This window comes from Streptomyces marianii, assembly GCF_005795905.1.
GTDB classification, from domain to species: domain Bacteria; phylum Actinomycetota; class Actinomycetes; order Streptomycetales; family Streptomycetaceae; genus Streptomyces; species Streptomyces marianii.
The window spans coordinates 3,638,265-3,661,977 of record NZ_VAWE01000001.1; the positions used below are offsets into that span (position 1 = coordinate 3,638,265).

Here is a 23,713-nt window from a genome sequence, read left to right on the forward strand (position 1 = left end):
CTCACGCCGCGCTGAGCCGACCGCTCATCCACACCAGCGCCGGCGGGATCTCACGGCGCCAGGTGTTGAAGTTGTGCCCGCCGCTGTCCAGCGTGATCGACGAGACGCGCGCGGGCGCCTTCACCCTCCCGATGAAGTCCCGCGTCCCCTTGAGGTTTCCCTCGCCCTGCTCGGACGTGGTCACCAGGAACGAGGAGGCGCCCTGCGGCCGGTGGTCCAGACTCCACAACAGGTTCGCGCGCTTGCGCTCGTGCTGGTTCCCGTGGAACAGGTCGCCGGTCGTCGGGTCCTCCGCGGCCTTGTAGTACGCGGAGAGTCCCGCTCCGGCCGTGAACCGCTCGGGGTGGTGGAGAGCTATCTTCAGCGCACAGTACCCACCCGTGGAATTGCCCATGATGCCCCAGTTGCGAGGGTTGTTGCCGACCCGGTAGGTCTCCGCCACGGCGGCCGGCAGGTCCTTCGCGAAGAACGTCTCCGTCTGCGGCCCGTCCGGAACGTCGACGCACTCGGTGTCCCTCGGCGGCGCCAGCGTCGGCCGGAGCATCACCAGGATCATCGGCTGCATGCGCCCCTCGCGGGCCTGCATGAACGCCGTTCGCGGGTACTTGAGGCCCTTGAGCAGGTTCTCCGCGGTGCCCGGGTAGCCGGTCAGCACGACGCTCACGGGAAAGGTCCTCTTCGCGTGGGCGGGCTGGAAGTACTCGGGCGGCAGGTACACGTACGCCGGGCTGTCGATCCCCGACCGCTCGCCCACGATCACGACCTTCTGGATCTGACCGCCCGTCTCCGGCCGCGAGCTCCCCGGAACGTCCAGCTTCTGCTTGCCGACCACCTTGACCGTCCTGCTGCTCGCCGAGTGGTCCACGACCACTCCCATCTCCTGCTCCTGGCCGAGGAGATCGGCCCAGGAGCCGTAGAAGAGGAAGGACTTGTTCGCGGCCAGGCCCACCGCGGCGAAGAGCGCGAACTGCGTCGCCAGCAGCAGCCCCACCCGGCCGAGGACCGCGCGCCAGCCCCGGCGGGAGAGCCGTGGCCACAGCCAGATCGTCGCGGCGAAGAGACCCACGGCGGCCAGAACGGCCAGCGCCAGAACCTTGTTACTGGTGAGACCCATGAGGCGATCGAGCTTCTTCCGTGAGAATTTCCTGAGAGTCGGATGAACCCGCCACCCGGAAGCGCCGTCCTAGAGAGCGCAAATCGTCCGGGCCGAACGTTCTGCGGCCGCGGACTCCACGATCTCTCTCGAGAGCCTCAGGAAGCGATGTCTGTCACCATAGATGGGGATAAGTCGGGCTTGGTTCCGGATCGCGTACGCCGGATCCTCCGCGGCCCGCGCGCCGAATCCGTTCCTGCGCTGGTCGGCACGGCCTGCACCTTCATCGGCCTGATCGACATCGCCGCAGGGGTGTTCCCGCGCTTCCGGCACAGCCGGATGCACGCCCTCGCCGAGGTGCTCCCCGGCGCACTCGGCCCGTTCGCCGCCGCGCTGTCACTCAGCGCCGGCGTGCTGCTGCTGCTCCTCGCACACGGGCTCAAGCGGCACAAGCGGCGCGCCTGGCGGGCCGCGGTGATCCTGCTGCCCGCCGGCGCCGTCGCACAGTTCGCCTATCGCCACTCCGTGGTCGGCGTCCTGCTGTCGCTGGCCCTGCTGGCCCTGCTGCTGCGCCACCGGGGCGAGTTCGCCGCCCTGCCCGACCCGCGAAGCCGGTGGAAGGCGCTCGCCAACTTCGTCCTGATGGGCGCCGGTTCGATCGGCCTCGGTCTGGTCGTCGTCAGCGCCCATCCGGGCAGGGTCATCGGGAGCCCCAGCCTCACCGACCGTCTCGAACACGTCCTGTTCGGGCTGTTCGGCGTCGAGGGGCCGGTCGGGTACGAGAGCGGCATCGACTGGACCGTCGGCTACTCGCTCGGCGCGCTCGGCCTGATCACCGCCGTGACCACGATCTACCTGGCCTTCCGCCCCGAGCACCCGGCCGCCACCCTCACGACGGACGACGAGACCAGGCTCCGCGAGCTGCTCGAGAAACACGGCGGCCGCGACTCCCTCGGCCACTTCGCGCTCCGCCGCGACAAGGGCGTCGTCTTCTCCCCCAGCGGCAAGGCGGCCGTCACCTACCGCGTCGTCTCCGGTGTCATGCTCGCCAGCGGCGACCCGATCGGCGACGTCGAGGCGTGGCCGGGCGCCATCGAGCGTTTCATGGACGAGGCCAAGGCCCACTCCTGGACCCCGGCCGTCATGGGGTGCTCCGAGACCGGCGGCCAGGTCTGGACCCGAGAGACCGGCCTCGACGCCCTGGAGCTGGGCGACGAGGCGGTGGTGGACGTCCCGGATTTCTCGCTGACCGGGCGCGCCATGCGGAACGTGCGCCAGATGGTGAAGCGCATCGAGCGCAACGGTTACGAGACCCGCGTCCGCCGCGTGCGTGACCTCTCCGACGGCGAGCTGGAGCGGATACGCCGGGCCGCGGACGACTGGCGCGGCACCGACACCGAGCGAGGCTTCTCCATGGCCCTCGGCCGGATCGGCGACCCCTCGGACGGCGACAGCGTGATCGCCACCGCGCACAAGGCCGACGACGGCGAGCCGGGGCCGTACGGCGACCTGAAGGCTGTACTCCACTTCGTTCCGTGGGGTACGGACGGCATGTCCCTGGACCTGATGCGCCGCGACCGGTCGGCCGATCCCGGCATGAACGAGCTGCTGATCGTCGCCGCCCTGCAGGCCTCCCCGAGGCTCGGCATCGCCCGGGTCTCGCTGAACTTCGCGATGTTCCGCTCGGCGCTCGCCCGTGGTGAGCAGTTGGGCGCGGGACCGGTCCTGCGGGTCTGGCGGGGTCTGCTGGTCTTCCTCTCCCGCTGGTTCCAGATCGAGTCGCTGTACAAGTTCAACGCCAAGTTCCGGCCGCGCTGGGAGCCCCGCTTCGTGGTCTTCCGCAAGACCCGCGACCTGCCCCGGATCGGATTCGCCGCCATGCAGGCGGAGGGCTTCGTGACCCTGGCCGTGCCGCGCCCCTTCCGCCGCCGGACGGCCCGCTCGCCCCGTCCCTGCGCCCACATCCGCCCCGCAGCCACCGGCGAGCACGAGGTGCGCGCGGCGTAGCGGGAACGTGCCGGAGGCGCAGCGGCGTGGCCGGGCCGCTGCCGGGTCCGGTGCCGCATCAGGCGGCGTTCGCCCGTCGCGACGCCGGCACGGCGGTCACGGCGTTGCCGGACCGGCCGAGCAGGCCCACCACGAAGCCGATCCGGCGCCCTGCGGCCCTTCCCCTCGGCCCGGAGGGCCGGGGAGACCCGTGCACCGGACGGCGCTCCTCGACGGGCAAACCCCGCCCGACGCGGCACTAGGCTGGTCGTATGAGTACGTTGCGCGGACGGGGCACGGTCACGGGCCTGCCGGAGTGGGACCGCTGTGCGGTCATGGGAGTCGTCAACGTGACGCCCGACTCCTTCTCCGACGGGGGCCGCTGGTTCGACACCACAGTCGCCGTCAAGCACGGCCTCGACCTCGTCGCCGAGGGCGCCGACCTGGTGGACGTCGGCGGTGAGTCCACCCGCCCCGGCGCCTCCCGCGTCGACGAGGAGGAGGAGCTGCGGCGGGTGCTCCCCGTCGTCCGCGGCCTGGCCGGCGAGGGGGTCACCGTCTCCGTCGACACCATGCGCGCCTCGGTGGCCGCCCAGGCGGTCGCGGCCGGCGCCGTCCTCGTGAACGACGTCTCCGGCGGTCTCGCCGACCCGCAGATGATCCCGGCCGTCGCCGCCGCGGAGGTGCCCTTCGTGGTCATGCACTGGCGCGGCTTCAGCGAGGACATGAACAGCCGGGCCGTGTACGGGGACGTCGTCGCCGAGGTGACCGCGGAACTGCGCGAGCGGATCGACGCCGTGGTCGCGCGCGGGGTCGCCGCCGAGCGGATCATCGTCGACCCGGGCCTCGGCTTCGCCAAGCAGGCCGCGCACGACCTCGCGCTCGTGGCGCACCTCCCCGAGCTGGGCGCCCTGGGCCGGCCGCTGCTCGTCGCCGCCTCCCGCAAGCGGTTCCTCGGCCACGTCCTGGCCGACGGCGCCGCGACCCCGCCGCCCGCGCGCGAGCGGGACGCCGCCACCGCCGCGGTCTCCGCGATCGCCGCCCACGAGGGCGCCTGGGCCGTCCGGGTCCACGAGGTGGGGGCCACGGCGGACGCCGTGCGGGTCGCGCGGGCGGTCGAGGGAGCCCGGTGACCCCGCGTACCGACGTCGAGAACGTGGAAGCGGCGAACACCGCCTTCTACGAGGCCATGGAACGGGGCGACTTCGAGGAGATCTCCGGCCTCTGGCTGGACGGCGGAGAGGCCGACACCATCTCCTGCGTGCACCCGGGCTGGCCGGTCCTCTCGGGCCGGGGCGAGGTACTGCGCTCGTACGCCCTGATCATGGCGAACACCGAGTACATCCAGTTCTTCCTCACCGACGTGCGGGTGAGCGTGTCGGGCGACACCGCCGTCGTCACCTGCACCGAGAACATCCTGAGCGGCGGCCCGGCGGAGGAGGCCGGCGAGCTCGGCCCCCTCGTCGGGCAGCTGGTCGTGGCCACCAACGTATTCCGCCGCACACCCGACGGATGGAGAATCTGGTCACATCACGGTTCGCCCGTTCTGGCGGAATCGGACGAGGAGGAGGACGGGGAATCCACCCCGTGAGTGGGTAACCCGCTCGTGGGAGGTTCGTTTTCGCGCCTGCGGGGTAGGCGCCGCCAGCCGGTGACGGTTCCGTCCGCGGCCCCCGTGGGCAGGTCGTGTCCGAGCCCGCAGGTAGATTCGAATCCGTGCACTGCTGCCGCCCGCACGCGGCCGCGTGCGCGCCGGACTACGACAGCAGGAGTGATTCGCGTGGATCGTGTCGCGCTGCGCGGCCTGAGGGCCCGCGGGCACCACGGCGTCTTCCCCCGGGAGCGCGAGGAGGGTCAGACCTTCATCGTGGACCTGGTGCTCGGTCTCGACACCCGTCCCGCGGCGGCCGACGACGACCTGGCGAAGACCGTCCACTACGGAGTGGTGGCGGAGGAGGTCGTCGACGTCGTCCAGGGGGAGCCCGTGGACCTGATCGAGACGCTGGCGGAGCGCATCGCCCAGCAGTGCCTCAAGCACGCGGGCGTCCAGGAGGTCGAGGTGGTCGTGCACAAGCCGGACGCCCCGATCACCGTCCCGTTCGACGATGTCACCATCACGATCACCCGGAGCCGTGCATGAGCGACCCCACCGTGCAGCCCGTGCCCACCGCCGTCGTCGAGCAGGTCGACGCGGCCGACGTCACCCTGTCCAACCCGAAACGGGCGGTGATCGCGCTCGGCTCCAACCTCGGCAACCGGCTGGAGACGATCCAGGGTGCCATCGATCTGCTGGAGGACACCCCCGGTATCCGGGTCAAGGCGGTCTCCCCCGTGTACGAGACGGAGCCGTGGGGCGTCGAGCCGGGCACCCAGCCGTCGTACTTCAACGCGGTGGTGCTCGTGAAGACGACGCTGCCGCCCAGTTCCCTGCTGGAGCGCGGCCAGGCGATCGAGGAGGCCTTCGACCGGGTACGCGAGGAGCGCTGGGGCCCACGCACGATCGACGTCGACATCGTGGCCTACGCGGACGTGGTCTCGGACGATCCGTTCCTCACCCTTCCGCACCCGCGTGCGCACGAGAGGGCCTTCGTCCTCGCCCCGTGGCACGACGTGGACCCCGAGGCCCAGCTGCCGGGCCTGGGCGGGATCGCGGAGCTGCTGGCCGGTGTGGGCCGGACGGGTGTCGCTCCTCGTGCGGACCTGGAACTCCGTCTGCCCGAGTAGTCGTTACGCTCTTCAGGGTCTCCGGCACCAAGACGAAGGACACAGGGGCGCGCGGTGAAGCAACTACGGCTTGGGGTACTGGCCGGGCTGTTCGTGGTGGCCGGAGTGCTGTCGTGGGGCGGTGCCCGGCTGTGGGACTCGGTGGGCACGCTGCCGAGCGCGCCGCTGGCCGCGCCGATCGTCCTGGCGGCGATCGCCGCGATCCTCCTGGCGACCGCACTGTCGCTGCGCGCCCGGCTACGGGCCCAGCGGGAACGTCGGCCTGGAGCGAAGGGCGTCGAGCCGCTGATGGCCGCCCGCGCGGTCGTCTTCGGTCAGGCGAGCGCCCTGGTGGCGGCTCTCGTCAGCGGTGTGTACGGCGGCGTGGGCGTCTTCCTGCTCGGCTCTCTCGACGTCCCGGCCCGGCGCGACCAGGCGATCTACGCGGGCTTCGCGGTCCTGTCGGGCATCGCGGTGATCGCCGCGGGGCTCTTCCTGGAGCGGGTCTGCAAACTCCCGGAGGACGAGGACGACGGCACGGGCCAGGTACCGGCTCGCTGACTCCGGTCTGCTGACGACGGCGCACCCCCGGCCTCGCCGGGGGTGCGCCGGTCGTTCGCTCCGCACGGGTGCGTGCACGCCGGCCGGGGCGGAAGGCGAGCCGCCCGCGGCCCTGCGGCGGGTGAACGGCTCAGCGCGCCATGATCAGGCTCATCGCCTCGTTGCGGGTGGCGACATCGCGCAGCTGGCCGCGAACCGCCGAGGTGATCGTCTTGGCCCCGGGCTTGCGGATACCGCGCATCGACATGCACATGTGCTCGCACTCGATGACGACGATCACCCCGCGCGGTTCCAGGATCTCCATCAGGGAGTCGGCGATCTGCGTGGTCAGCCGCTCCTGCACCTGGGGGCGCCGGGCGAAGACGTCGACGAGGCGGGCCAGCTTGGAAAGTCCGGTGATCTTGCCCGTGGTCGACGGGATGTAGCCGACATGGGCCACACCTCGGAACGGCACCAGGTGATGCTCGCAGCAGCTCACCAGTTCGATGTCCTTGACCAGGACCATTTCGTCGTGACCGAGGTCGAAGGTCGTGGTGAGCACGTCCTCCGGCTGCTGCCAGAGTCCCGCGAATATCTCCTTGTACGCCCGTGCCACCCGCGCCGGGGTCTCCTTGAGTCCCTCGCGGTCCGGGTCCTCTCCGACTGCGATGAGGAGCTCGCGTACGGCGTTCTCGGCGCGCTTCTCGTCGAACTCGCCGATCGTGCCCTCGCCGTCCAGCGTCACCGGGTCGGTCATCTGTGCCTCGTTCCTGTGCTCTGCCGTGGCGCGAAAACGCCGCACTTCCCAGGCTAGAACCTGGGAAGTGCGGCGTTCATTCCGGTCCGGCGGTCATCGCCGATGCATCATGCCTGGTCAGACGTCCGGGCGCTCGTCCTGGACCGCCTCCTTGGGGGCCTTGGTGACATCGGTCACCGTCGGGGCCGAGGCCCCGTTGGCGCCGTTGGTGAGCGCGAGCTCCTTCGGCGACAGCACCGGCGGACGGGTGGACGGCGTGCGGCGGGAGGAACCGGTCCACGCCGGACGGGCCGGGCGCTTCACGATCGGGGCGAAGATCTCGGCGATCTCCTCCTTGCCGAGGGTCTCCTTCTCCAGCAGCGCGAGGACGAGGTTGTCGAGGACGTCGCGGTTCTCGACCAGGATCTCCCAGGCCTCGTTGTGCGCGGCCTCGATGAGCTTCTTGACCTCCTCGTCGACCAGCGCGGCGACCTCTTCCGAGTAGTCGCGCTGGTGCGCCATCTCACGGCCCAGGAACGGCTCCGTGTTGTCGCCGCCGAACTTGATCGCGCCGAGGCGCTCGGTCATGCCGTACTGCGTGACCATGGCGCGGGCCGTGGTCGTGGCCTTCTCGATGTCGTTCGCCGCGCCCGTGGTCGGGTCGTGGAAGACGAGCTCCTCGGCCGCGCGGCCACCCAGCATGTAGGCCAGCTGGTCGAGCATCTCGTTGCGCGTGGTCGAGTACTTGTCCTCGTCCGGGAGCACCATCGTGTAGCCGAGGGCCCGGCCGCGGGACAGGATCGTGATCTTGTGGACCGGGTCCGAGTTCGGGGAGGCTGCCGCGACCAGGGCGTGTCCGCCCTCGTGGTACGCGGTGATCTTCTTCTCCTTGTCGGACATGATCCGGGTCCGCTTCTGCGGGCCCGCGACGACGCGGTCGATGGCCTCGTCCAGGAAGTGGTTGTCGATCAGCTTCTTGTCGCTGCGGGCCGTCAGCAGGGCGGCCTCGTTCAGCACGTTCGACAGATCGGCACCGGTGAAGCCGGGGGTGCGGCGGGCGACGGCCGAGAGGTCGACGTCCGGGGCGACCGGCTTGCCCTTCTGGTGGACCTTGAGGATCTCCAGACGGCCCTGCATGTCCGGGCGGTCGACGGCGATCTGCCGGTCGAAGCGGCCCGGGCGGAGCAGCGCCGGGTCGAGGATGTCCGGACGGTTCGTGGCGGCGATCAGGATGACGCCGCCCTTCACGTCGAAGCCGTCCATCTCGACGAGGAGCTGGTTGAGGGTCTGCTCGCGCTCGTCGTGACCGCCGCCGAGGCCGGCGCCGCGGTGGCGGCCGACCGCGTCGATCTCGTCGACGAAGACGATCGCCGGGGCGTTCGCCTTGGCCTGCTCGAAGAGGTCGCGGACCCGGGAGGCACCGACACCGACGAACATCTCGACGAAGTCGGAGCCGGAGATCGAGTAGAACGGCACGCCCGCCTCGCCCGCGACGGCGCGCGCGAGCAGCGTCTTGCCCGTACCGGGCGGGCCGTACAGCAGCACGCCCTTCGGGATCTTGGCACCGACGGCCTGGAACTTCGCCGGCTCCTGCAGGAACTCCTTGATCTCGTGGAGCTCCTCGACGGCCTCGTCCGATCCGGCCACGTCGGAGAAGGTGGTCTTCGGCGTGTCCTTGGTGATGAGCTTGGCCTTGGACTTCCCGAAGTTCATGACCCGGGAGCCGCCGCCCTGCATCTGGTTCATCAGGAACAGGAAGACGACCACGATGAGCACGAAGGGCAGCAGCGAGAGGAGCACCGAGAGGAACGGGCTCTGCCGCTCGGGCGAGACCGTGTAGCCCTTCTCGATCTCACCCGCGTCGTACTTCTGCTGCAAGGTCGTGGCCAGCTCGACGCCCTGGTCGCCGATGTAGCTCGCCTGGACCTTGTCGCTGCCGTCGACCTTCTGGCCGTCCTTCAGCTCGATCTTGATGATCTGCTCGTCGCCGGTGGTCAGCTTGGCCTGCTCGACCTGGTTCTTGGTGATCGCCTGGACAACCTTCGCGGTGTCCACCGTCTTGTAGCCGCCCGACGAGCCGACGACCTGCATCAGCACGACCACGGCGAGGACGGCCAGCACGATCCACATGACCGGCCCACGGAAGTATCGCTTCACGTCCATCCATACGGAGCGGTGCCGCCCCGTCCCTCCTGCCCGTAGGTAAGTGCTGCTCTGAGAATGCTGCTGTGAGACCGAGTAAAAGACTGTTCTTCGGACGGTACCCCAGCATTGTCACCCGGGACCGCCTTCCCATGCTCCAACGGCGGGAAGGCGGCCGGGGTTCCCGGGGCGCGTCCGCGCCTCAGCCCCCGTACACGTGGGGCGCGAGGGTACCCACGAACGGGAGGTTGCGGTACTTCTCGGCGTAGTCGAGGCCGTACCCGACGACGAACTCGTTCGGGATGTCGAACCCGATCCACTTCACGTCGATCGCGACCTTGGCGGCGTCCGGCTTGCGGAGCAGCGTGCAGACCTCGAGCGAGGCCGGCTCGCGGGAGCCGAGGTTCGACAGCAGCCAGGACAGGGTCAGCCCGGAGTCGATGATGTCCTCGACGATCAGGACGTGCCTGCCTTTGATGTCGGTGTCCAGGTCCTTGAGGATGCGGACCACCCCGGAGGACTGGGTGCCCGCGCCGTATGAGGACACCGCCATCCAGTCCATGGTGACGGGGGTGGACAGCGCACGCGCCAGGTCCGCCATCACCATCACGGCGCCCTTGAGGACTCCGACGATGAGCAGGTCCTTGCCCGCGTACTCCGCATCGATCTTCGCGGCCAGCTCGGCCAGCTTCGCGTCGATCTCTTCCTTGGTGATGAGTACCGATTTGAGATCGGAGCCCATGTCCTTCTCGTTCACCCGCGTCGCTTTCTGTCTCGGCGTCCCGGCGCCCGGCCCGCTGCCGGCTCAGCTCTGCCGAATGACCAGTCTGCCACCCTGGCGGCGCGCCTCGACCCGGCCGGGCAGGTTCAGGGGCTTCTGGCCCCGCCATCCCACGATGAGCCGCTCGACCTCCTCGATGTGCCGGGCGAAGAGCGAACCCGCAGGTGAACCGGCTGCCACCAGGGCGCGCCGCAGCACCCGGCGGCGGACGGCCGGCGGCAGTGCGTAGAGCTTCGCGCATTCGAGCAATCCGGCGTCGTCGCGGGCGGTCTCGTCGGCCTGGGCCGCCCAGGCGTCCAGGGCGTCGGCGTCGTCACGGGAGAGCCGGGCGGTACGCGCCAGCGCCTCCACGACGCCCTTGCCGAGCGCCTTCTCCAGTGCGGGCAGGCCCTCATGGCGCAACCGGGAGCGGGTGTAGGCGGGATCGGCGTTCATCGGGTCGTCCCAGACGGGCAGGTGCTGGACGAGGCACGCCTTGCGCGCGGTCTGGCGGTCGAGCTGGAGGAAGGGGCGCCGGTACCGGCGGCGGGCACCCGAGACGGCCGCCATGCCGGAGAGCGAGCGGATGCCGGAGCCCCGGGCGAGGCCGAGGAGGACGGTCTCCGCCTGGTCGTCGCGGGTGTGCCCGAGCAGCACGGCGGCGGCGCCGTGGCGCTCCGAGGCCTCGTCGAGGGCGGCGTAGCGGGCGTCACGGGCGGCGGCCTCGGGGCCACCGGCGCGTCCGACGGTCACGGCGACGGACTCGACGGGGTCGAGGCCCATGGCGGTGAGTCGGCCGGCGACTTCGACGGCGCGGAGATCGGAGCCGGCCTGCAGACCGTGGTCGATGGTGACGGCGCCGGCACGGACGGCCAGTTTGGGGGCCTCGAAGGCGAGGGCGGAGGCGAGCGCCATGGAGTCGGCACCACCTGAGCAGGCGACCAGCACGACGGGGCGGTCGTCGAGGACCGGGACGGCCGTGGAGCGCCCGCAGGAGGAGGGTGCGGCGCTCGGCATGTCGTTCAGTTCGTTGAGTACGTCGTGGAGTACGCGGCGGACCGCCAGGCGTATCGCCGCGACCGCAGGATGCGGACCCATGTCCGGTGCCCTTCGTGAAGTCGGGGGTGCCTCCGTGAGGAGGGTGGGGGCCGGGAGATTCGGTCACTCAGAGTGTCTAGATGGTGACAGAACCGCGCCGTTCCCCGAGCATTGCACGCCTGTCCATTGCCTACGCTCCCTCGGACGGGTGATTACGAGGGCATCCGTCTGCCGTCGGCCGCACGGGGGTTCAGGGTTCGGCCCTCCGGTGCACCCTGGCGATCCAGTCCGCCGGTGCGGCGATCTCCGCCTTGGTGGGCAGGGTGTTCGGCGAGGTCCAGACGCGGTTGAAGCCCTCCATCCCGACCTCCTCGACGGCGGCCCGTACGAACCGCTCGCCGTCCCGGTACTGGCGCAGCTTGGCGTCCAGGCCGAGGAGCTTGCGCAGTGCCAGGTCGAGGCGGGAGGCGCCCCGGGCGCGGCGCTGCTGGAACTTCTCCCGGATCTCGCTCACGGACGGCACGACCTGGGGCCCCACGCCGTCCATGACGAAGTCCGCATGGCCCTCGAGCAGGGACATCACGGCGGTGAGCCGGCCGAGGATCTCGCGCTGCACCGGACTCTGGACGATCTCGACCAGCGAGCGGCCCTCGTTCTCCTCGCCTTCGGGACGGCTGCCGGCGAGTGTCTGGGCGGCCTCGCGCAGCCGCTCCAGCACGGTCATGGGGTCCACGTCGGTCTCGGCGAGGAATGACTGGATCTCGCCCTCGAGGTGGTCGCGCAGCCAGGGCACGGCGGTGAACTGGGTGCGGTGGGTCTCCTCGTGGAGACTCACCCACAGCCGGAAGTCGTGCGGCTCGACGTCGAGTTCGCGTTCGACGTGGACGATGTTGGGGGCGACCAGGAGCAGCCTTCCGCCGCTGCCCGGCGCCCCGGGCAACTCGCGCGTGGGCGGGGCGAAGGTCTCGTACTGACCGAGGACACGGGAGGCCAGGAACGACAGCAGCATGCCCAGCTCGACGCCGGTCACCTTGCCGCCGACGGCTCCGAGCACGGCTCCGCCCGCGGTGCCGGCGCGGCGCTCCTGCATCTTGTCGAGCAGGGGCTTCAGCAACTCGCGAAAGCCCGCGACATTGGCCCTGACCCAGCCCGGCCGGTCGACGACGAGGACCGGGGTGTCCTCGGGCTCGTGTCCGTCGGGGATCATGCGGGTGAAGGCGCGGACGTGCTCCTCGGAGGCCTTGGCGTGCCGGCGCAGTTCGGCGACGACGGCACGGGCCTCTTCCCGGGTGATGTCCGGCCCCGGCCGGACGAGGCGGATCGCGGTCGCGACCGCGAGGTTCCAGTCGACCATCTCGGCACCACCGATGCTCGTCATGCGTCAACCGTACGTTGTCACCCCGGCACACGGTGGGGTGTCGGCGCCTCCGCGCCCCGGAGGCGGTCTCCGGAGGCCGGGACGGGCGCGGCGGCCCGCCCGGCCGGAGGCGGCGGGTCCGTCAGGGCAGGAGGGCGGCCGCGAGGCGGTCGAGGGCGGGGCGGGCGGCGCTCGCGGACGGCGTGTCACCGGCGAGGAAGGCGAAGGCGAGCAGTCTGCCGTCGGCGGACAGCACCGTTCCGGCGAGGGTGTCCACGCCCCTGAGCGTGCCGGTCTTGGCGCGCACCAGGCCCCCGGCCCCGGTGGCCGAGCGGCCGCTCAGCGTGCCGGTGAAGCCCGCGATCGGAAGGCCCGTGAGCACGGGGCGGAGCTCGGGGTGGGCGGGGTCGGCGGCCCGGACCAGCAGCGTGGTGAGGAGTGCGGCCGAAACCTTGTCGGCTCGGTTCAACCCGCTGCCGTCGGCGAAGCGCGCGCCGGCCACGGGCAGCTTCAACCGCTTGAGCCGGTCGGTCACCGCAGCCTCCGCCCCGGCGAAGCTCGCGGGGCGGCGCGTGGCGAGCGCGGTCTGCCGGGCCAGTGCCTCCGCGATGTCGTTGTCGCTGTCGGTCAGCATCCGCTCGACGAGTGCCGGTACCGGCGCGGAGTACGTGGTGGCGAGGGCGGGTCCCTTGGCGGGGGCCCGGCCCGGGGCGGGGCCCGCAGAGGTGTTCACACCGCGTTCGCTGAGCAGTCCGACGAAGGCGCGGGCGGCGTCGCCTGCCGGGTCGGCGCCGCGTCGTGCGCTGCCCTCCGTCGAGTCGTCGAGGCGCCCCTCGTTGAGCATCAGAGCGGTGACGGGGGCGATGTTGTCGTTCCCGGCGCCGATCGGGTGGATCACCGGCCCCTCGTAGAGGGAGGTGTCGTAGGAGAGGCGGACCGTGGTGACGCCCCGGTCGCGCAGGGCCTTCGCGGTCCGGTCGGCGAGGGCCCGCAGCCGGACCGTGTCGAGCGTGGGGTCCCCGCCGCCGACCAGGGTGACCGCACGGAAGCCGGGGGCGGCGACGACCCTGGTCGGGATGCGGTGCGCGGGGCCGGTGGCGGACAGCACGGCAGCGGCGGTGGCGATCTTGATGGTGGAGGCCGGGGTCATGGCCGTGCCCGCGCCCCGTCCGTACAGCTGCCTGCCGGTGGTGGCGTCCACGACGGAGGCGGTGCGCAGCGGACCGAGCCCCGGGGCGTCGAGCAGGGGGCCGAGGACCCGGGCCAGGTCGGTGGGCGTGGTGGACGGCACCTTGGGGGGGCTCGCAGCGGAAAGCACGCCGGGGGCGCTCGGCGCCGGCGCGGGGCCGGGAGCCTCCGCCGCGTCCCGCCCCCGCCCTGCGACCTGGTGATCTGCACCACCTGTGCGGCCCAGAGCGGCGGCGTGGTCGCGCTCGGCCTTACGCTGACCGTTGTCCCAGGGGCCGGCCGCGGTCACCGCAGCGACCGCAACGACCAGGCCGGCCACGGCCGCACCCGCCGTGAGCTGCCACGTTCCTCGGTCGGGCACCATTGACCAGCCCCTTTCGCGATCACCTACCTGCGTAGGGGACACTTAATCACTGCGGACAGCCGCGTCACCTACTTATGTGTTGATCATGGAGGAGTGCCACCCGTGGAGTTCGACGTCACCATCGAGATCCCGAAGGGGTCGCGGAACAAGTACGAGGTGGACCACGAGACCGGCCGGATCCGTCTGGACCGTCGCCTCTTCACCTCGACCAGCTACCCGGCCGACTACGGCTTCGTCGAGAACACCCTGGGCGAGGACGGCGACCCGCTCGACGCCCTGGTCATCCTGGACGAGCCGACCTTCCCGGGCTGCCTGATCAAGTGCCGCGCCATCGGCATGTTCCGGATGACGGACGAGGCCGGCGGCGACGACAAGCTGCTGTGCGTTCCGGCGTCCGACCCGCGCGTGGAGCACCTGCGGGACATCCACCACGTGTCGGAGTTCGACCGCCTGGAGATCCAGCACTTCTTCGAGGTCTACAAGGACCTGGAGCCCGGCAAGTCCGTCGAGGGCGCCGACTGGGTCGGCCGCACCGAGGCCGAGGCCGAGATCGAGCGTTCCTACAAGCGCTTCAAGGACCAGGGCGGCGCGCACTGACGCGATCCCCGTACACCGGGCCGGGCGGTGCACCCCTCGTGGGGTGCGCCGCCCGTCGCATACTGGGCGCGCACACGCCGTACGCGAGCGGGAGGAGTAGGTAGAGCGTGGTGGCGGAGCCGGGAGGTCCCCTCGAGGACCGGAAGCCGCAGTCCGACGAGGCACGCAGCGCATTCACGCCGCCGGAGGGTGTCGATCAGCCGGGACCGCCGGAGGAGGACCATCCCTCCTCCGAGTTCGCCGTCCCCGAGGGGCTGACGACGGAGGCCCCGGCCGCCGACCTGGAGGGCTCGGCGTTCGCACCCCCGGCGACGTACCGCGCGAAGGCGTCCCCGCCCGCATACACCCCCGCCCACGGCTTCCCCGTGCTCCAGCTGTCCAAGGACGTGCCGTGGCAGGACCGGATGCGCACGATGCTGCGGATCCCGGTGAGCGAGCGGCCGATGCCGGAGCAGGTGCAGCGGCACGACGAGTCGGGGCCGGCGGCGCCGCGCGTGCTCGATCTGACACTGCGCATCGGCGAGCTGCTGCTCGCGGGCGGCGAGGGCGCGGAGGACGTCGAGGCGGCGATGCTCGCCATCACGAACGCGTACGGCCTCGACAACGTCGAGCCGACGGTGACGTTCACCCTGCTGTCGATCACCTACCAGCCGTCGCTCGTCGACGACCCGGTGACGGCGAACCGGACCGTGCGCCGCCGGGGCACGGACTACACCCGGCTGACCGCCGTGTACCAGCTGGTCGCGGACATCAGCGGCGACGACCACGAGGTCAGGCTCGACGAGGCCTACCGGCGCCTCGCCGAGATCCGCCGGAACCGGCACCCCTACCCCGGCTGGGTCCTGACCCTCGCCGCGGGCGTCCTGGCCGGCTCGGCCTCCGTGCTGGTGGGCGGTGGCGCGCTGGTGTTCGTGGCGGCGGCGGTCGGCGCGATGCTGGGCGACCGGCTGGCGTGGCTGTGCGCGGGTCGCGGACTGCCGGAGTTCTACCAGTTCGTGGTGGCGGCGATGCCGCCCGCGGCGATCGGGGTGGCGCTGAGTGCCCTGCACGCCGATCTGAGGCCCTCCGCGGTCATCACCGGTGGCCTGTTCGCGCTGATCCCGGGGCGGGCACTGGTGGCGGCCGTGCAGGACGGCCTGACGGGCTTCTACATCACGGCGTCGGCCCGGCTGCTGGAGGTCGCCTACTTCTTCGTGGCGATCGTCGTCGGCGTGCTCACGGTCCTGTACGTGGGCGTGCAGTTCGAGGCGAACCTCAGTCCGGAGGGGGCGCTGGTCAGCGTCGAGCGGCCGGTGACGCAGATCCTGGCCTCGATGGTGCTGAGCCTGGTCTTCGCCGTGCTGCTCCAGCAGGACCGTTCCACCGTGCTCGTCGCGGCGCTCAACGGCGGCGTGGCGTGGGTGATCTACGCGGCGATCGCGGTGACGGCCGACGGCTCGGCCGTGCTGGCGACGGCGGTGGGCGCCGGTCTGGTGGGTCTGTTCGGGCAGTTGCTGGCCCGCTTCCAGCACACGTCGTCGCTGCCGTACGTGACCGCCGCGATCGGCCCGCTGCTGCCGGGTAGCGCCATGTACTTCGGTGTGCTGCACATCGCGCAGAACAACATCGACGCGGGCTTCGCCTCGCTGGCGAGGGCCGCGGCGCTGGCCCTGGCCATCGCGATCGGCGTGAACCTGGGTGGCGAGATCGCCCGGATGTTCCTGCGCAGCCCGGCGGCTGCGGGCCGGCGCCGCGCGGCCAAGCGGACGCGCGGCTTCTGAGAGGAGCGGCTTCCCGGGGCACCGCCCTCCGGGTGCCGGGGACCCGGTGTCCCCGCACGACGACCCTCCGGCCCTTTCCCGGGCCGGGACGTCGCGTCGAACGGGTCTCAGCGCTTGGCGTGGCGGCCGCGCGCGGCGGTCCCGTCCACCGCCGGGCCCTCGGCCGCGGCCTCCTTCTTGTTCCTGGAGCGCGCGCGCATGAACTCGATCACGATCGGCAGGACCGAGACGAGCACGATGGCGATGAGGATCGCCTCGATGTGCTGGTGCACGAACTCGACCTTGCCGAGCGCGGCACCGAGCAGCGTCACTCCGGCGCCCCAGAGCACACCGCCGATGACGTTGAACGTGATGAACGAGCGGTAGTTCATCCGGCTCACACCGGCGACGATCGGCGTGAACGTCCGGACGATCGGCACGAAGCGGGCCAGGACCAGGGACTTCGGGCCGTACTTCTCGAAGAACTCGTGTGCCTTCTCCACGTTCTCCTGCTTGAAGAACCTGGAGTCCGGGCGGTGGAAGAGCGCGGGGCCGACCTTGCGGCCGAAGAGATAGCCCACCTGGTCGCCGATGATCGCGGCGAGCACGATGAGCGTGCACACCACCCACAGCGGCTGCTTGATGACGTCGGTCGTCACCAGCAGGCCCGTGGTGAACAGCAGGGAGTCCCCGGGCAGGAAGAACCCGATCAGCAGACCGGACTCGGCGAACACGATGACGAGTACGCCGATCAGCCCGAACGTGGTGATCAGATAGTCCGGGTCCAGCCAGCTCGGTCCGAGCGAAAGGGTGTTCACGAGGTCCGGGCTCCTGTGGTGTGAGTCGAGGGGCGTGGCGCCCAAAACTATCAACGCATTCTTTCGGGGGCCGGTTCCGGTGTCCCCGGATGCGAGGGCGACGGACGGCCGTGAAGCTGTGCCCATGGGAATCGAGGATTTCGGCGGAGGCCAGGGCCCGCACGCCGATGTGCTGGTCGTCACGACGAACGACGTCCCGGGCTTCCGGGTGGAGCAGGTGATCGGCGAGGTCTTCGGCCTCACCGTGCGGTCGCGGCACCTCGGCAGCCAGATCGGCGCCGGACTGAAGTCGATGATCGGCGGGGAGCTGAAGGGGCTGACCAAGACCCTGGTGCAGACCCGCAACCAGGCCATGGAGCGGCTGGTCGAGCAGGCGCGGTCACGGGGCGCGAACGCGGTGCTGATGTTCCGGTTCGACGTCTCGGAGGCTGCGGACGTCGGTACGGAGGTGTGCGCGTACGGCACGGCCGCGGTGATCACGCGCGTCTGACGGCGCATCCGCGGCGCGGCCTCGAGTGACGCACCGTATGGGCGTTTTCTGCCGTTATGGTGAGGCCCGTGACGACGCCCCCCCACGCCCCGGTGGCGACCCCGGCCCGGGTGCTACTGCCGCTGATCGTCCCCGCGATCGTCGTCGGCGTCGCGTCGAGTCTGCTGCTCATCGGCCTCACCGAGCTTTCGCGGCTGCTCAAGGGCGTCCTCTGGGAACTACTGCCCGACGCGATCGGCGTCGGGCGCTACTCAGCGCCATGGACGATCGCGGTGCTCACCGGGACGGGCCTGGCGGTCGGGCTCGTCGTGTGGAAGGTACCCGGGCACGCCGGCCCCGACCCCGCCACGACCGGGCTCGTCGACCCCCCGATGCCCCCCTCGGTGGTGCCGAGCCTGCTGCTGACGGCCGTGCTCGGACTCGCGGGCGGGGTCAGCCTGGGCCCGGAGAACCCGATCACGGCGGCCAACATCGCACTCGCCGCCTGGCTGGGCGGCAAGGCCATGCGGGGGTCCCGCGTGGAACTCTGGGCCGCCCTGGCAGCGGCCGGCACGGTCGGGGCGCTCTTCGGGACCCCCGTGGCGGCGGCGCTGATCCTGACCGAGTCCCTGGCCTCCCGCCCCGCGCCCGGCGCGCTGTGGGACAAGCTGTTCGCCCCGCTGATCGCGGGCGGCGCCGGATCGCTGACCACCGTCCTGATCGCGCATCCCACCATCGATCTCGCCCTCCCCGCGCTGAGCGGATCCCGCTGGGGCGACGTGCCCGCCGCGCTCGCGGTCTCCTCGCTCGGCGCGCTGGCGGGGATGGCGGCCGTCCACGTGTTCCCGTACACGCACGCCGCCTTCCGGAAGCTCGGGCACCCGGTGGCGGCGATCACCGCGGGCGGGCTGGTGCTGGGGCTCCTCGGGGCTCTGGGCGGGCAGCTGACCCTCTTCAAGGGCCTGGAGGAGGTGAGGGTGCTGGCGGCGGACCCGTCGGGCTGGTCCTCGGGACAGTTCGCGCTGATGACCGTCGTCAAGCTCGCCGCCCTCACCATCGCGGCCACCTGCGGCTTCCGGGGCGGCCGGATCTTCCCCAGCCTCTTCGTGGGCGTCGCCCTGGGGCTCGGCGTGAGTGCGCTCGTCCCCGAGGTCCATCCCACGATCGCGGTGGCGTGCGCGGTCCTCGGATTGCTGCTGGCGATCACCCGGCAAGGCTGGCTCAGCCTGTTCACCGCGGCCCTCCTGGCCGCCGACCCCCATGTGCTCCCGCTGCTGTGCGTCGCCCTGCTCCCGGCCTGGCTGCTGGTGACCGGGCGGCCCCAGATGCAACTCCACGACGACGGCACCCCACTGCGCTGAAAGGCGATCGGACATGGCACTGCACAAGGTCGGTACGCATCCGGAGGCGAGCGAGGAGCGGCGCAGGCTGTCGCTCAATCCGTTCTACGGAGCGGCCGATCCGCTGGGGTCGATGACCCTGGCCCCGCCCCAGCACCAGCTGCCCGAAGGCCCGATGGCACCCTCGACGGCCTATCAGCTCGTGCACGACGAGCTGATGCTCGACGGCAACTCCCGGCTCAACCTGGCGACGTTCGTGACGACGTGGATGGAGCCGGAGGCCGGGAGGCTGATGGCGGAGTGCCGCGACAAGAACATGATCGACAAGGACGAGTACCCGCGGACGGCCGAACTGGAACGGCGGTGCGTGGCGATGCTCGCCGACCTCTGGCACGCGCCCGATCCGGCGGCCACGGTCGGCTGCTCCACGACCGGTTCGAGCGAGGCGTGCATGCTCTCGGGGATGGCCCTGAAGCGGCGCTGGGCGCACCGCAACAAGGACCGGTACCCCGGCACCGGCGCCCGGCCCAACCTGGTCATGGGCGTCAACGTGCAGGTCTGCTGGGACAAGTTCTGCAACTTCTGGGAGGTGGAACCCCGGCTGGTCCCGATGGAGGGCGACCGGTTCCACCTCGACCCGCAGGCGGCGGCCGACCTGTGCGACGAGAACACGATCGGCGTGGTCGCCGTCCTCGGCTCCACCTTCGACGGATCGTACGAACCCGTCCAGGAGGTCTGCACGGCGCTCGACACGCTCCAGGAGCGCACGGGCCTGGACGTCCCCGTCCACGTGGACGGGGCCTCCGGAGCGATGATCGCGCCGTTCCTGGACGAGGACCTGGTCTGGGACTTCAGGCTGCCGCGGGTGTCCTCGATCAACACCTCGGGGCACAAGTACGGGCTCGTGTACCCCGGCGTGGGCTGGGCGCTGTGGCGTTCGCCCGAGGACCTGCCCGAGGAACTGGTCTTCCGGGTGAACTACCTCGGCGGCGACATGCCGACGTTCGCGCTCAACTTCTCCCGGCCCGGGGCCCAGGTGGTGGCGCAGTACTACACCTTCATCAGGCTCGGCCGCGACGGCTACCGGGACGTGCAGCAGACGACCCGGGACGTGGCCCGGACCCTGGCCGGGCGGATCGACCGCCTGGGCGACTTCCAGCTGCTCACCCGGGGCGAGGAACTGCCGGTGTTCGCCGTGACGACGAACCCGGAGGTGAAGAACTACGACGTCTTCGACGTCTCGCGGCGGCTGCGGGAGTCCGGCTGGCTGGTCCCGGCGTACACCTTCCCGCCCAACCGCGAGGACCTTTCGGTGCTGCGCTTCGTCTGCCGCAACGGCTTCTCGGCCGACCTCGCGGATTTGCTGCTGAAGGACCTGGAACGGGCCCTGCCGGAGCTGCGGGCCCAGAGCGCACCGCAGAGCAAGGACAAGGCGGCGGCCACGAGCTTCCACCACTGAGGCACAGCCGGGGCGCGGCGGTCGTCCGCGCCCCGGCGACCCTTCACGAGAGGTCTCCCTCATGGGGCACGCCCGTCGCATACGGGTTCTCCTGCCCCTCCGCGAGGACGGCCACGAAGGGCTCGCCCTCGCCGGCGAACGTGTACGCCCCGCCCTCGATCCGCTCGATCAGTCCGCGCGTCCACTCCGCGCCCGCATCCACCGAGTGCACCCAGAAGTTCATGATCTCGCCGATGTGGCCCAGGGATTCGGGTCCCTCCTCGGGCGTGTAGTGCTCGGTGACCGAGGAGCGCCACCCCTCCAGGGCGCGCACCCGCTCCCGCAGCAGCTCCACGGCCTCCTGCCGGTCCAGGTCGACGATGAAGCCGAAACCGGCCGAGAGGACGTCCATCTTCTGGTCGTACGAGGTCAGCGCCTCGCGCAACAGCGAGAAGTACTCCTCGGTGCCGCTCTCGGTGAGCTCGTACTCGGTGCGCGGCGGACCGCCTGCCGTGGAGGGCGCGATCTCGTGGGCGTGCAGCAGTCCCTGCTTCGCCATCTGCTTGAGCGCGTGATAGATCGACCCCGGCTTGGCGTTCGACCACTCGTGGGCGCCCCAGAACTCCAGGTCGTTGCGGACCTGGTAGCCGTGTGCACGCCCGTGCTGGCGCACCGCCCCGAGGACCAGAAGCCGGATCGCCGACATGCGCGCACCCTTCCTATTCAACTTTGACTAGCGCCGGGCCGGGCAGGGCCGCTCGTCGCGACGGGCCGAAAGCCGCCCGTTGCGGCACCAGGGTACGTGCCCTGAGGGCGCCCACGGTCGGGCGCCCTCAGAGCCTCCACCGGTACTTGTCGCCGCCGACCCAGCGCACCAGCGCCGGGTCGTCCAGATCCACGTGGTGCCGGCCGGACTCGTGCGCCATGCTGATCACGTCGACCATGTCGTGCGCGATCCCGACCGTCCGGCCCTCGATCTCCACCACCCGGAACGGTGGATCACCCGGCTGGATGGGAAGGACGACGATCGGGGCCACTCCTGGTGCGTCACTCATGGTTCAAGGGTGTGGCACGGGCCCGCCTCCCGCACGAGGGGCACGACGCCCCGCCTTCCGCGCCCGGCTACTCGCCCGGGATCCGCTCGCTCTCGAGCGCGACGAGGTCGAACGCGCCCTTGCCGTCCAGCGACTCGCGGACGATGTCCGCATGGCCCGCGTGCCGGCCGATCTCCTCGACCAGATGCAGCATCATCCAGCGCATCGACACCCTGCCGTCCTTGGGGAACCACGGCGCGTCCGGCAGCGGGAAGGTGTCGTCCAGGCTGGCCACCGAGCGGATGAACTCCTCGGTCTCCTTCGCCACGCCGTCCCAGAACGCCAGCGTCCCGGCGACGGTCTCGCCGTCGAGGAGGCGGAAGCCGTCGGCCCACGACTTCTCGTCCTGCTGCCGCTCGTTCGGCCTCCGCTGCGCCATGCGCAGCCAGGAGAGCTCGCACTCGGCGACGTGCTTGAGCAGTCCGGAGAGCGTCAGCTCGCTCGCGCTGGGGCGGCTCGCCGCCTGCTCCTCGGTGAGCCCGAGCACGGACCTGCGGATCGCGCCGCGCTGGGCCTCGACGAAGTTCAGCAGGGCTCCGCGCTCATCGCCGTGGGCTTCCGCGGGAACGTGAGTGACCATGGTGTCCGCCTTCGGGTCGGGACGGGTGGGCCGCCGTTCGCGGCCCCCCTGACACCCTCACGCTATGAAGCATTTAGGTCAGCTTCCGTCCTCGAGGCCGGGGCGAGCGGAAAAATCCACCGTCGCCCCGACCTCCACGTCCGGAGGAGGTACCCGGGCGGGAAACCCGGGAAAGGGGCTCTCAGCACTCGGGCAGGAGCCCGGCGAGGGGGCCTCAGAAGGGGAAGACCGAACGGCCCCGCTGCACCGAGATCCACTTCTGGGTGGTGAAGACCTCGACCATCGCCTCGCCGTTCAGCCGCCCGAGGCCGGACGACTTCTCACCGCCGAACGGCACGATCGGCTCGTCGTGCACGGTCGAGTCGTTGATGTGGATCATCCCGGTGTGGATCCGCTGGGCCAACGCCACCCCGCGCTCGATGTCACCGGTGTGCACGGCACCGCTCAGACCGTACGGGGTGTCGTTGGCGATCCGGACAGCCTCCTCGTCGCCCTCGAACGGGACGAGGAGCACCACCGGGCCGAAGATCTCCTGGGACAGCACGGGCGAGTCGGCCGGAAGGCCGGTCAGCACGGACGGCGAGACCACGTTGCCCTCCGTCCGGCCACGCAGCAGGGCGGTCGCGCCGGCCTCGACGGACTGCTCGACCAGGCTCGTAACGGCCTCGGCCTGAAGAGAGTTGATCAGGGGGCCGATATGGGTCTCGGGGTCGGCCGGGTCGCCCACCTTCAGGGTCTGCACCTTGGCGACGAGCTTCTCGGTGAACTCCTTCTCCACTCTGCTGTCCACCAGGATGCGGTTGGCCGCCATGCACACCTGGCCCTGGTGGACGTACCGGCTGAAGACAGCGGCGTCGACGGCGTAGTCGATGTCGGCGTCGTCGAGCACGATGAAGGCGCTGTTGCCGCCCAGTTCGAGGACGGCGTGCTTGAAGTTGGCCGCGCAGACGGTGGCCACGTGCCGGCCCACCCGGTCGGAGCCGGTGAAGGAGATGACCTTCGGCACGGGGTGCTCTATCAGCGCGTCGCCGATCTCCGCGATGTCGGTGATCACCACGTTCAGCAGTCCGGCGGGCAGGCCCGCGTCCTCGAAGACCTTGGCGACCAGGGAGCCGCCGCAGATCGGGGTGTTCTGGTGCGGCTTGAGGACGACGGCGTTCCCGAGCGCCAGCGCCGGCGCGACCGACTTGACCGACAGCAGGAACGGGAAGTTGAACGGGCTGATCACACCCACGACACCGACCGGCAGCCGGTAGACCCGGTTCTCCTTGCCGTCCACCGGAGAGGGCAGGATGCGGCCCTCCGGACGCAGCGACAGCTGGATCGCCTCGCGCAGGAACTCCTTGGCGAGATGCAGTTCGAAGGCCGCCTTCAGCCGTGTGCCGCCCAGTTCGGCGACGATGGCCTCGGCCAGCTCCTCCTCGCGGTCCTCGATGATCCTCAGGGCCCGCTCGAAGACCGACCGGCGCGCGTACGGGTTGGTGGCCGCCCAATCCTTCTGCGCACGCTCCGCGGCGCGGTACGCCTGGTCCACCTCGCCGGCCGTGGCGACGGTGATCGAGGCGAGCTTCTCCTCGTTGTACGGGTTGAAGTCGATGATGTCCCAGGAACCACTTCCCGGGCGCCATTCGCCATCTATGTACTGGAGTGCCAGGTCACTGAAGAAGGAGGACATGGGATCCCTTACCGGCCGCGGGAGCAGGGGCGTGTGCAGTTACCAGTCGGACTGAT

At 70.9% G+C, this 23,713-nt stretch carries 22 protein-coding genes and 1 pseudogene; 11 read left to right on the forward strand and 12 right to left on the reverse strand.

Going from position 1 to position 23,713, the window contains the following annotated elements; genetic code table 11:
• Nucleotide 1: 1 nt before the first annotated feature.
• Complete coding sequence (locus tag FEF34_RS16325; protein ID WP_138053846.1) at nt 2-1,114, reverse strand: alpha/beta hydrolase; 1,113 nt, start codon at nt 1,112-1,114, stop codon at nt 2-4.
• Nucleotides 1,115-1,261: 147 nt separating this feature from the next.
• On the opposite strand from FEF34_RS16325, the gene FEF34_RS16330 reads away from it, so the two are divergent.
• The 6 genes from FEF34_RS16330 to FEF34_RS16355 all read left to right on the forward strand — a co-directional run bounded on the left by FEF34_RS16330 (nt 1,262) and on the right by FEF34_RS16355 (nt 6,343).
• A complete protein-coding gene (locus FEF34_RS16330; protein WP_171052970.1) occupies nt 1,262-3,100 on the forward strand; it encodes a phosphatidylglycerol lysyltransferase domain-containing protein in 1,839 nt (612 codons plus the stop codon).
• A 251-nt stretch (nt 3,101-3,351) separates the two neighbouring features.
• Complete coding sequence (folP, locus tag FEF34_RS16335; protein ID WP_138053847.1) at nt 3,352-4,212, forward strand: dihydropteroate synthase; 861 nt, start codon at nt 3,352-3,354, stop codon at nt 4,210-4,212.
• Entirely contained in the window at nt 4,209-4,670 is a 462-nt protein-coding gene (locus FEF34_RS16340) for a nuclear transport factor 2 family protein (RefSeq protein ID WP_138053848.1), read from the forward strand. Before folP ends, FEF34_RS16340 begins: the two co-directional genes overlap by 4 nt.
• Before the next feature lie 189 nt (nt 4,671-4,859).
• Nucleotides 4,860-5,219, forward strand: coding sequence for a dihydroneopterin aldolase (gene folB, locus FEF34_RS16345; protein WP_138053849.1), 360 nt, complete (start codon nt 4,860-4,862; stop codon nt 5,217-5,219).
• Nucleotides 5,216-5,803, forward strand: a complete 588-nt coding sequence (gene folK / locus FEF34_RS16350) for a 2-amino-4-hydroxy-6-hydroxymethyldihydropteridine diphosphokinase (RefSeq protein ID WP_138053850.1) — start codon at nt 5,216-5,218, stop codon at nt 5,801-5,803. The genes folB and folK overlap by 4 nt, the downstream gene beginning before the upstream one ends.
• 54 nt (nt 5,804-5,857) lie before the next feature.
• Nucleotides 5,858-6,343: a DUF3180 domain-containing protein gene (locus tag FEF34_RS16355; RefSeq protein ID WP_138053851.1), complete on the forward strand. Its 486-nt coding sequence runs from the start codon at nt 5,858-5,860 to the stop codon at nt 6,341-6,343.
• Nucleotides 6,344-6,473: 130 nt separating this feature from the next.
• Here the strand turns inward: FEF34_RS16355 and folE are convergent, their stop codons facing one another.
• From folE to dacB, 6 genes and pseudogenes are all read right to left on the reverse strand, one after another.
• The gene (gene folE / locus FEF34_RS16360; protein ID WP_093660899.1) at nt 6,474-7,079 is read right to left on the reverse strand and encodes a GTP cyclohydrolase I FolE; all 606 of its coding nucleotides are present in this window, start codon (nt 7,077-7,079) and stop codon (nt 6,474-6,476) included.
• 117 nt (nt 7,080-7,196) lie between these two features.
• Nucleotides 7,197-9,221, reverse strand: coding sequence for an ATP-dependent zinc metalloprotease FtsH (gene ftsH / locus FEF34_RS16365; RefSeq protein ID WP_138053852.1), 2,025 nt, complete (start codon nt 9,219-9,221; stop codon nt 7,197-7,199).
• A 181-nt stretch (nt 9,222-9,402) separates the two neighbouring features.
• Nucleotides 9,403-9,942: a hypoxanthine phosphoribosyltransferase gene (gene hpt, locus FEF34_RS16370; RefSeq protein WP_138057519.1), complete on the reverse strand. Its 540-nt coding sequence runs from the start codon at nt 9,940-9,942 to the stop codon at nt 9,403-9,405.
• A 63-nt stretch (nt 9,943-10,005) separates the two neighbouring features.
• A pseudogene (gene tilS, locus FEF34_RS16375) lies at nt 10,006-10,917 on the reverse strand (tRNA lysidine(34) synthetase TilS); the annotation flags it as partial.
• 331 nt (nt 10,918-11,248) lie between these two features.
• Complete coding sequence (locus tag FEF34_RS16380; protein ID WP_138053854.1) at nt 11,249-12,376, reverse strand: zinc-dependent metalloprotease; 1,128 nt, start codon at nt 12,374-12,376, stop codon at nt 11,249-11,251.
• Between the two features lie 121 nt (nt 12,377-12,497).
• A complete protein-coding gene (dacB, locus tag FEF34_RS16385) occupies nt 12,498-13,907 on the reverse strand; it encodes a D-alanyl-D-alanine carboxypeptidase/D-alanyl-D-alanine endopeptidase (protein WP_138053855.1) in 1,410 nt (469 codons plus the stop codon).
• A 102-nt stretch (nt 13,908-14,009) separates the two neighbouring features.
• On the opposite strand from dacB, the gene FEF34_RS16390 reads away from it, so the two are divergent.
• Together FEF34_RS16390 and FEF34_RS16395 are read left to right on the forward strand one after the other, a co-directional pair.
• Nucleotides 14,010-14,504, forward strand: a complete 495-nt coding sequence (locus FEF34_RS16390; protein WP_138053856.1) for an inorganic diphosphatase — start codon at nt 14,010-14,012, stop codon at nt 14,502-14,504.
• Nucleotides 14,505-14,611: 107 nt separating this feature from the next.
• Nucleotides 14,612-16,264: a threonine/serine exporter family protein gene (locus FEF34_RS16395; RefSeq protein WP_138053857.1), complete on the forward strand. Its 1,653-nt coding sequence runs from the start codon at nt 14,612-14,614 to the stop codon at nt 16,262-16,264.
• Between the two features lie 107 nt (nt 16,265-16,371).
• Here FEF34_RS16395 and FEF34_RS16400 read toward each other — a convergent pair whose 3' ends face one another.
• Nucleotides 16,372-17,061 carry a DedA family protein gene (locus tag FEF34_RS16400; protein WP_171052971.1) on the reverse strand — a complete coding sequence of 230 codons (690 nt, stop codon included), beginning with the start codon at nt 17,059-17,061 and terminating at the stop codon, nt 16,372-16,374.
• Nucleotides 17,062-17,185: 124 nt separating this feature from the next.
• On the opposite strand from FEF34_RS16400, the gene FEF34_RS16405 reads away from it, so the two are divergent.
• From FEF34_RS16405 to FEF34_RS16415, 3 genes are read left to right on the forward strand one after another with little or no spacing between them, the layout of a single operon-like run.
• A complete protein-coding gene (locus FEF34_RS16405; RefSeq protein WP_138053859.1) occupies nt 17,186-17,551 on the forward strand; it encodes a YbjQ family protein in 366 nt (121 codons plus the stop codon).
• 56 nt (nt 17,552-17,607) lie between these two features.
• A complete protein-coding gene (locus FEF34_RS16410; protein ID WP_171052972.1) occupies nt 17,608-18,891 on the forward strand; it encodes an ion channel protein in 1,284 nt (427 codons plus the stop codon).
• Between the two features lie 13 nt (nt 18,892-18,904).
• Nucleotides 18,905-20,329 carry a glutamate decarboxylase gene (locus FEF34_RS16415; RefSeq protein WP_138053860.1) on the forward strand — a complete coding sequence of 475 codons (1,425 nt, stop codon included), beginning with the start codon at nt 18,905-18,907 and terminating at the stop codon, nt 20,327-20,329.
• A gap of 43 nt (nt 20,330-20,372) precedes the next feature.
• On the opposite strand, the gene FEF34_RS16420 is transcribed toward FEF34_RS16415, so the two are convergent.
• The 4 genes from FEF34_RS16420 to FEF34_RS16435 form a co-directional block, all read right to left on the reverse strand.
• The gene (locus tag FEF34_RS16420; RefSeq protein ID WP_138053861.1) at nt 20,373-21,014 is read right to left on the reverse strand and encodes a PadR family transcriptional regulator; all 642 of its coding nucleotides are present in this window, start codon (nt 21,012-21,014) and stop codon (nt 20,373-20,375) included.
• A 127-nt stretch (nt 21,015-21,141) separates the two neighbouring features.
• On the reverse strand, nt 21,142-21,363 hold the full coding sequence (locus tag FEF34_RS16425) for a hypothetical protein (protein ID WP_171052973.1): 222 nt from the start codon (nt 21,361-21,363) through the stop codon (nt 21,142-21,144).
• Between the two features lie 67 nt (nt 21,364-21,430).
• Nucleotides 21,431-21,982 (reverse strand): DinB family protein, encoded by a 552-nt coding sequence (locus FEF34_RS16430; RefSeq protein ID WP_138053862.1) that lies wholly within the window; start codon nt 21,980-21,982, stop codon nt 21,431-21,433.
• A 214-nt stretch (nt 21,983-22,196) separates the two neighbouring features.
• A complete protein-coding gene (locus FEF34_RS16435) occupies nt 22,197-23,657 on the reverse strand; it encodes an aldehyde dehydrogenase family protein (protein WP_138053863.1) in 1,461 nt (486 codons plus the stop codon).
• Nucleotides 23,658-23,713: the final 56 nt, after the last annotated feature.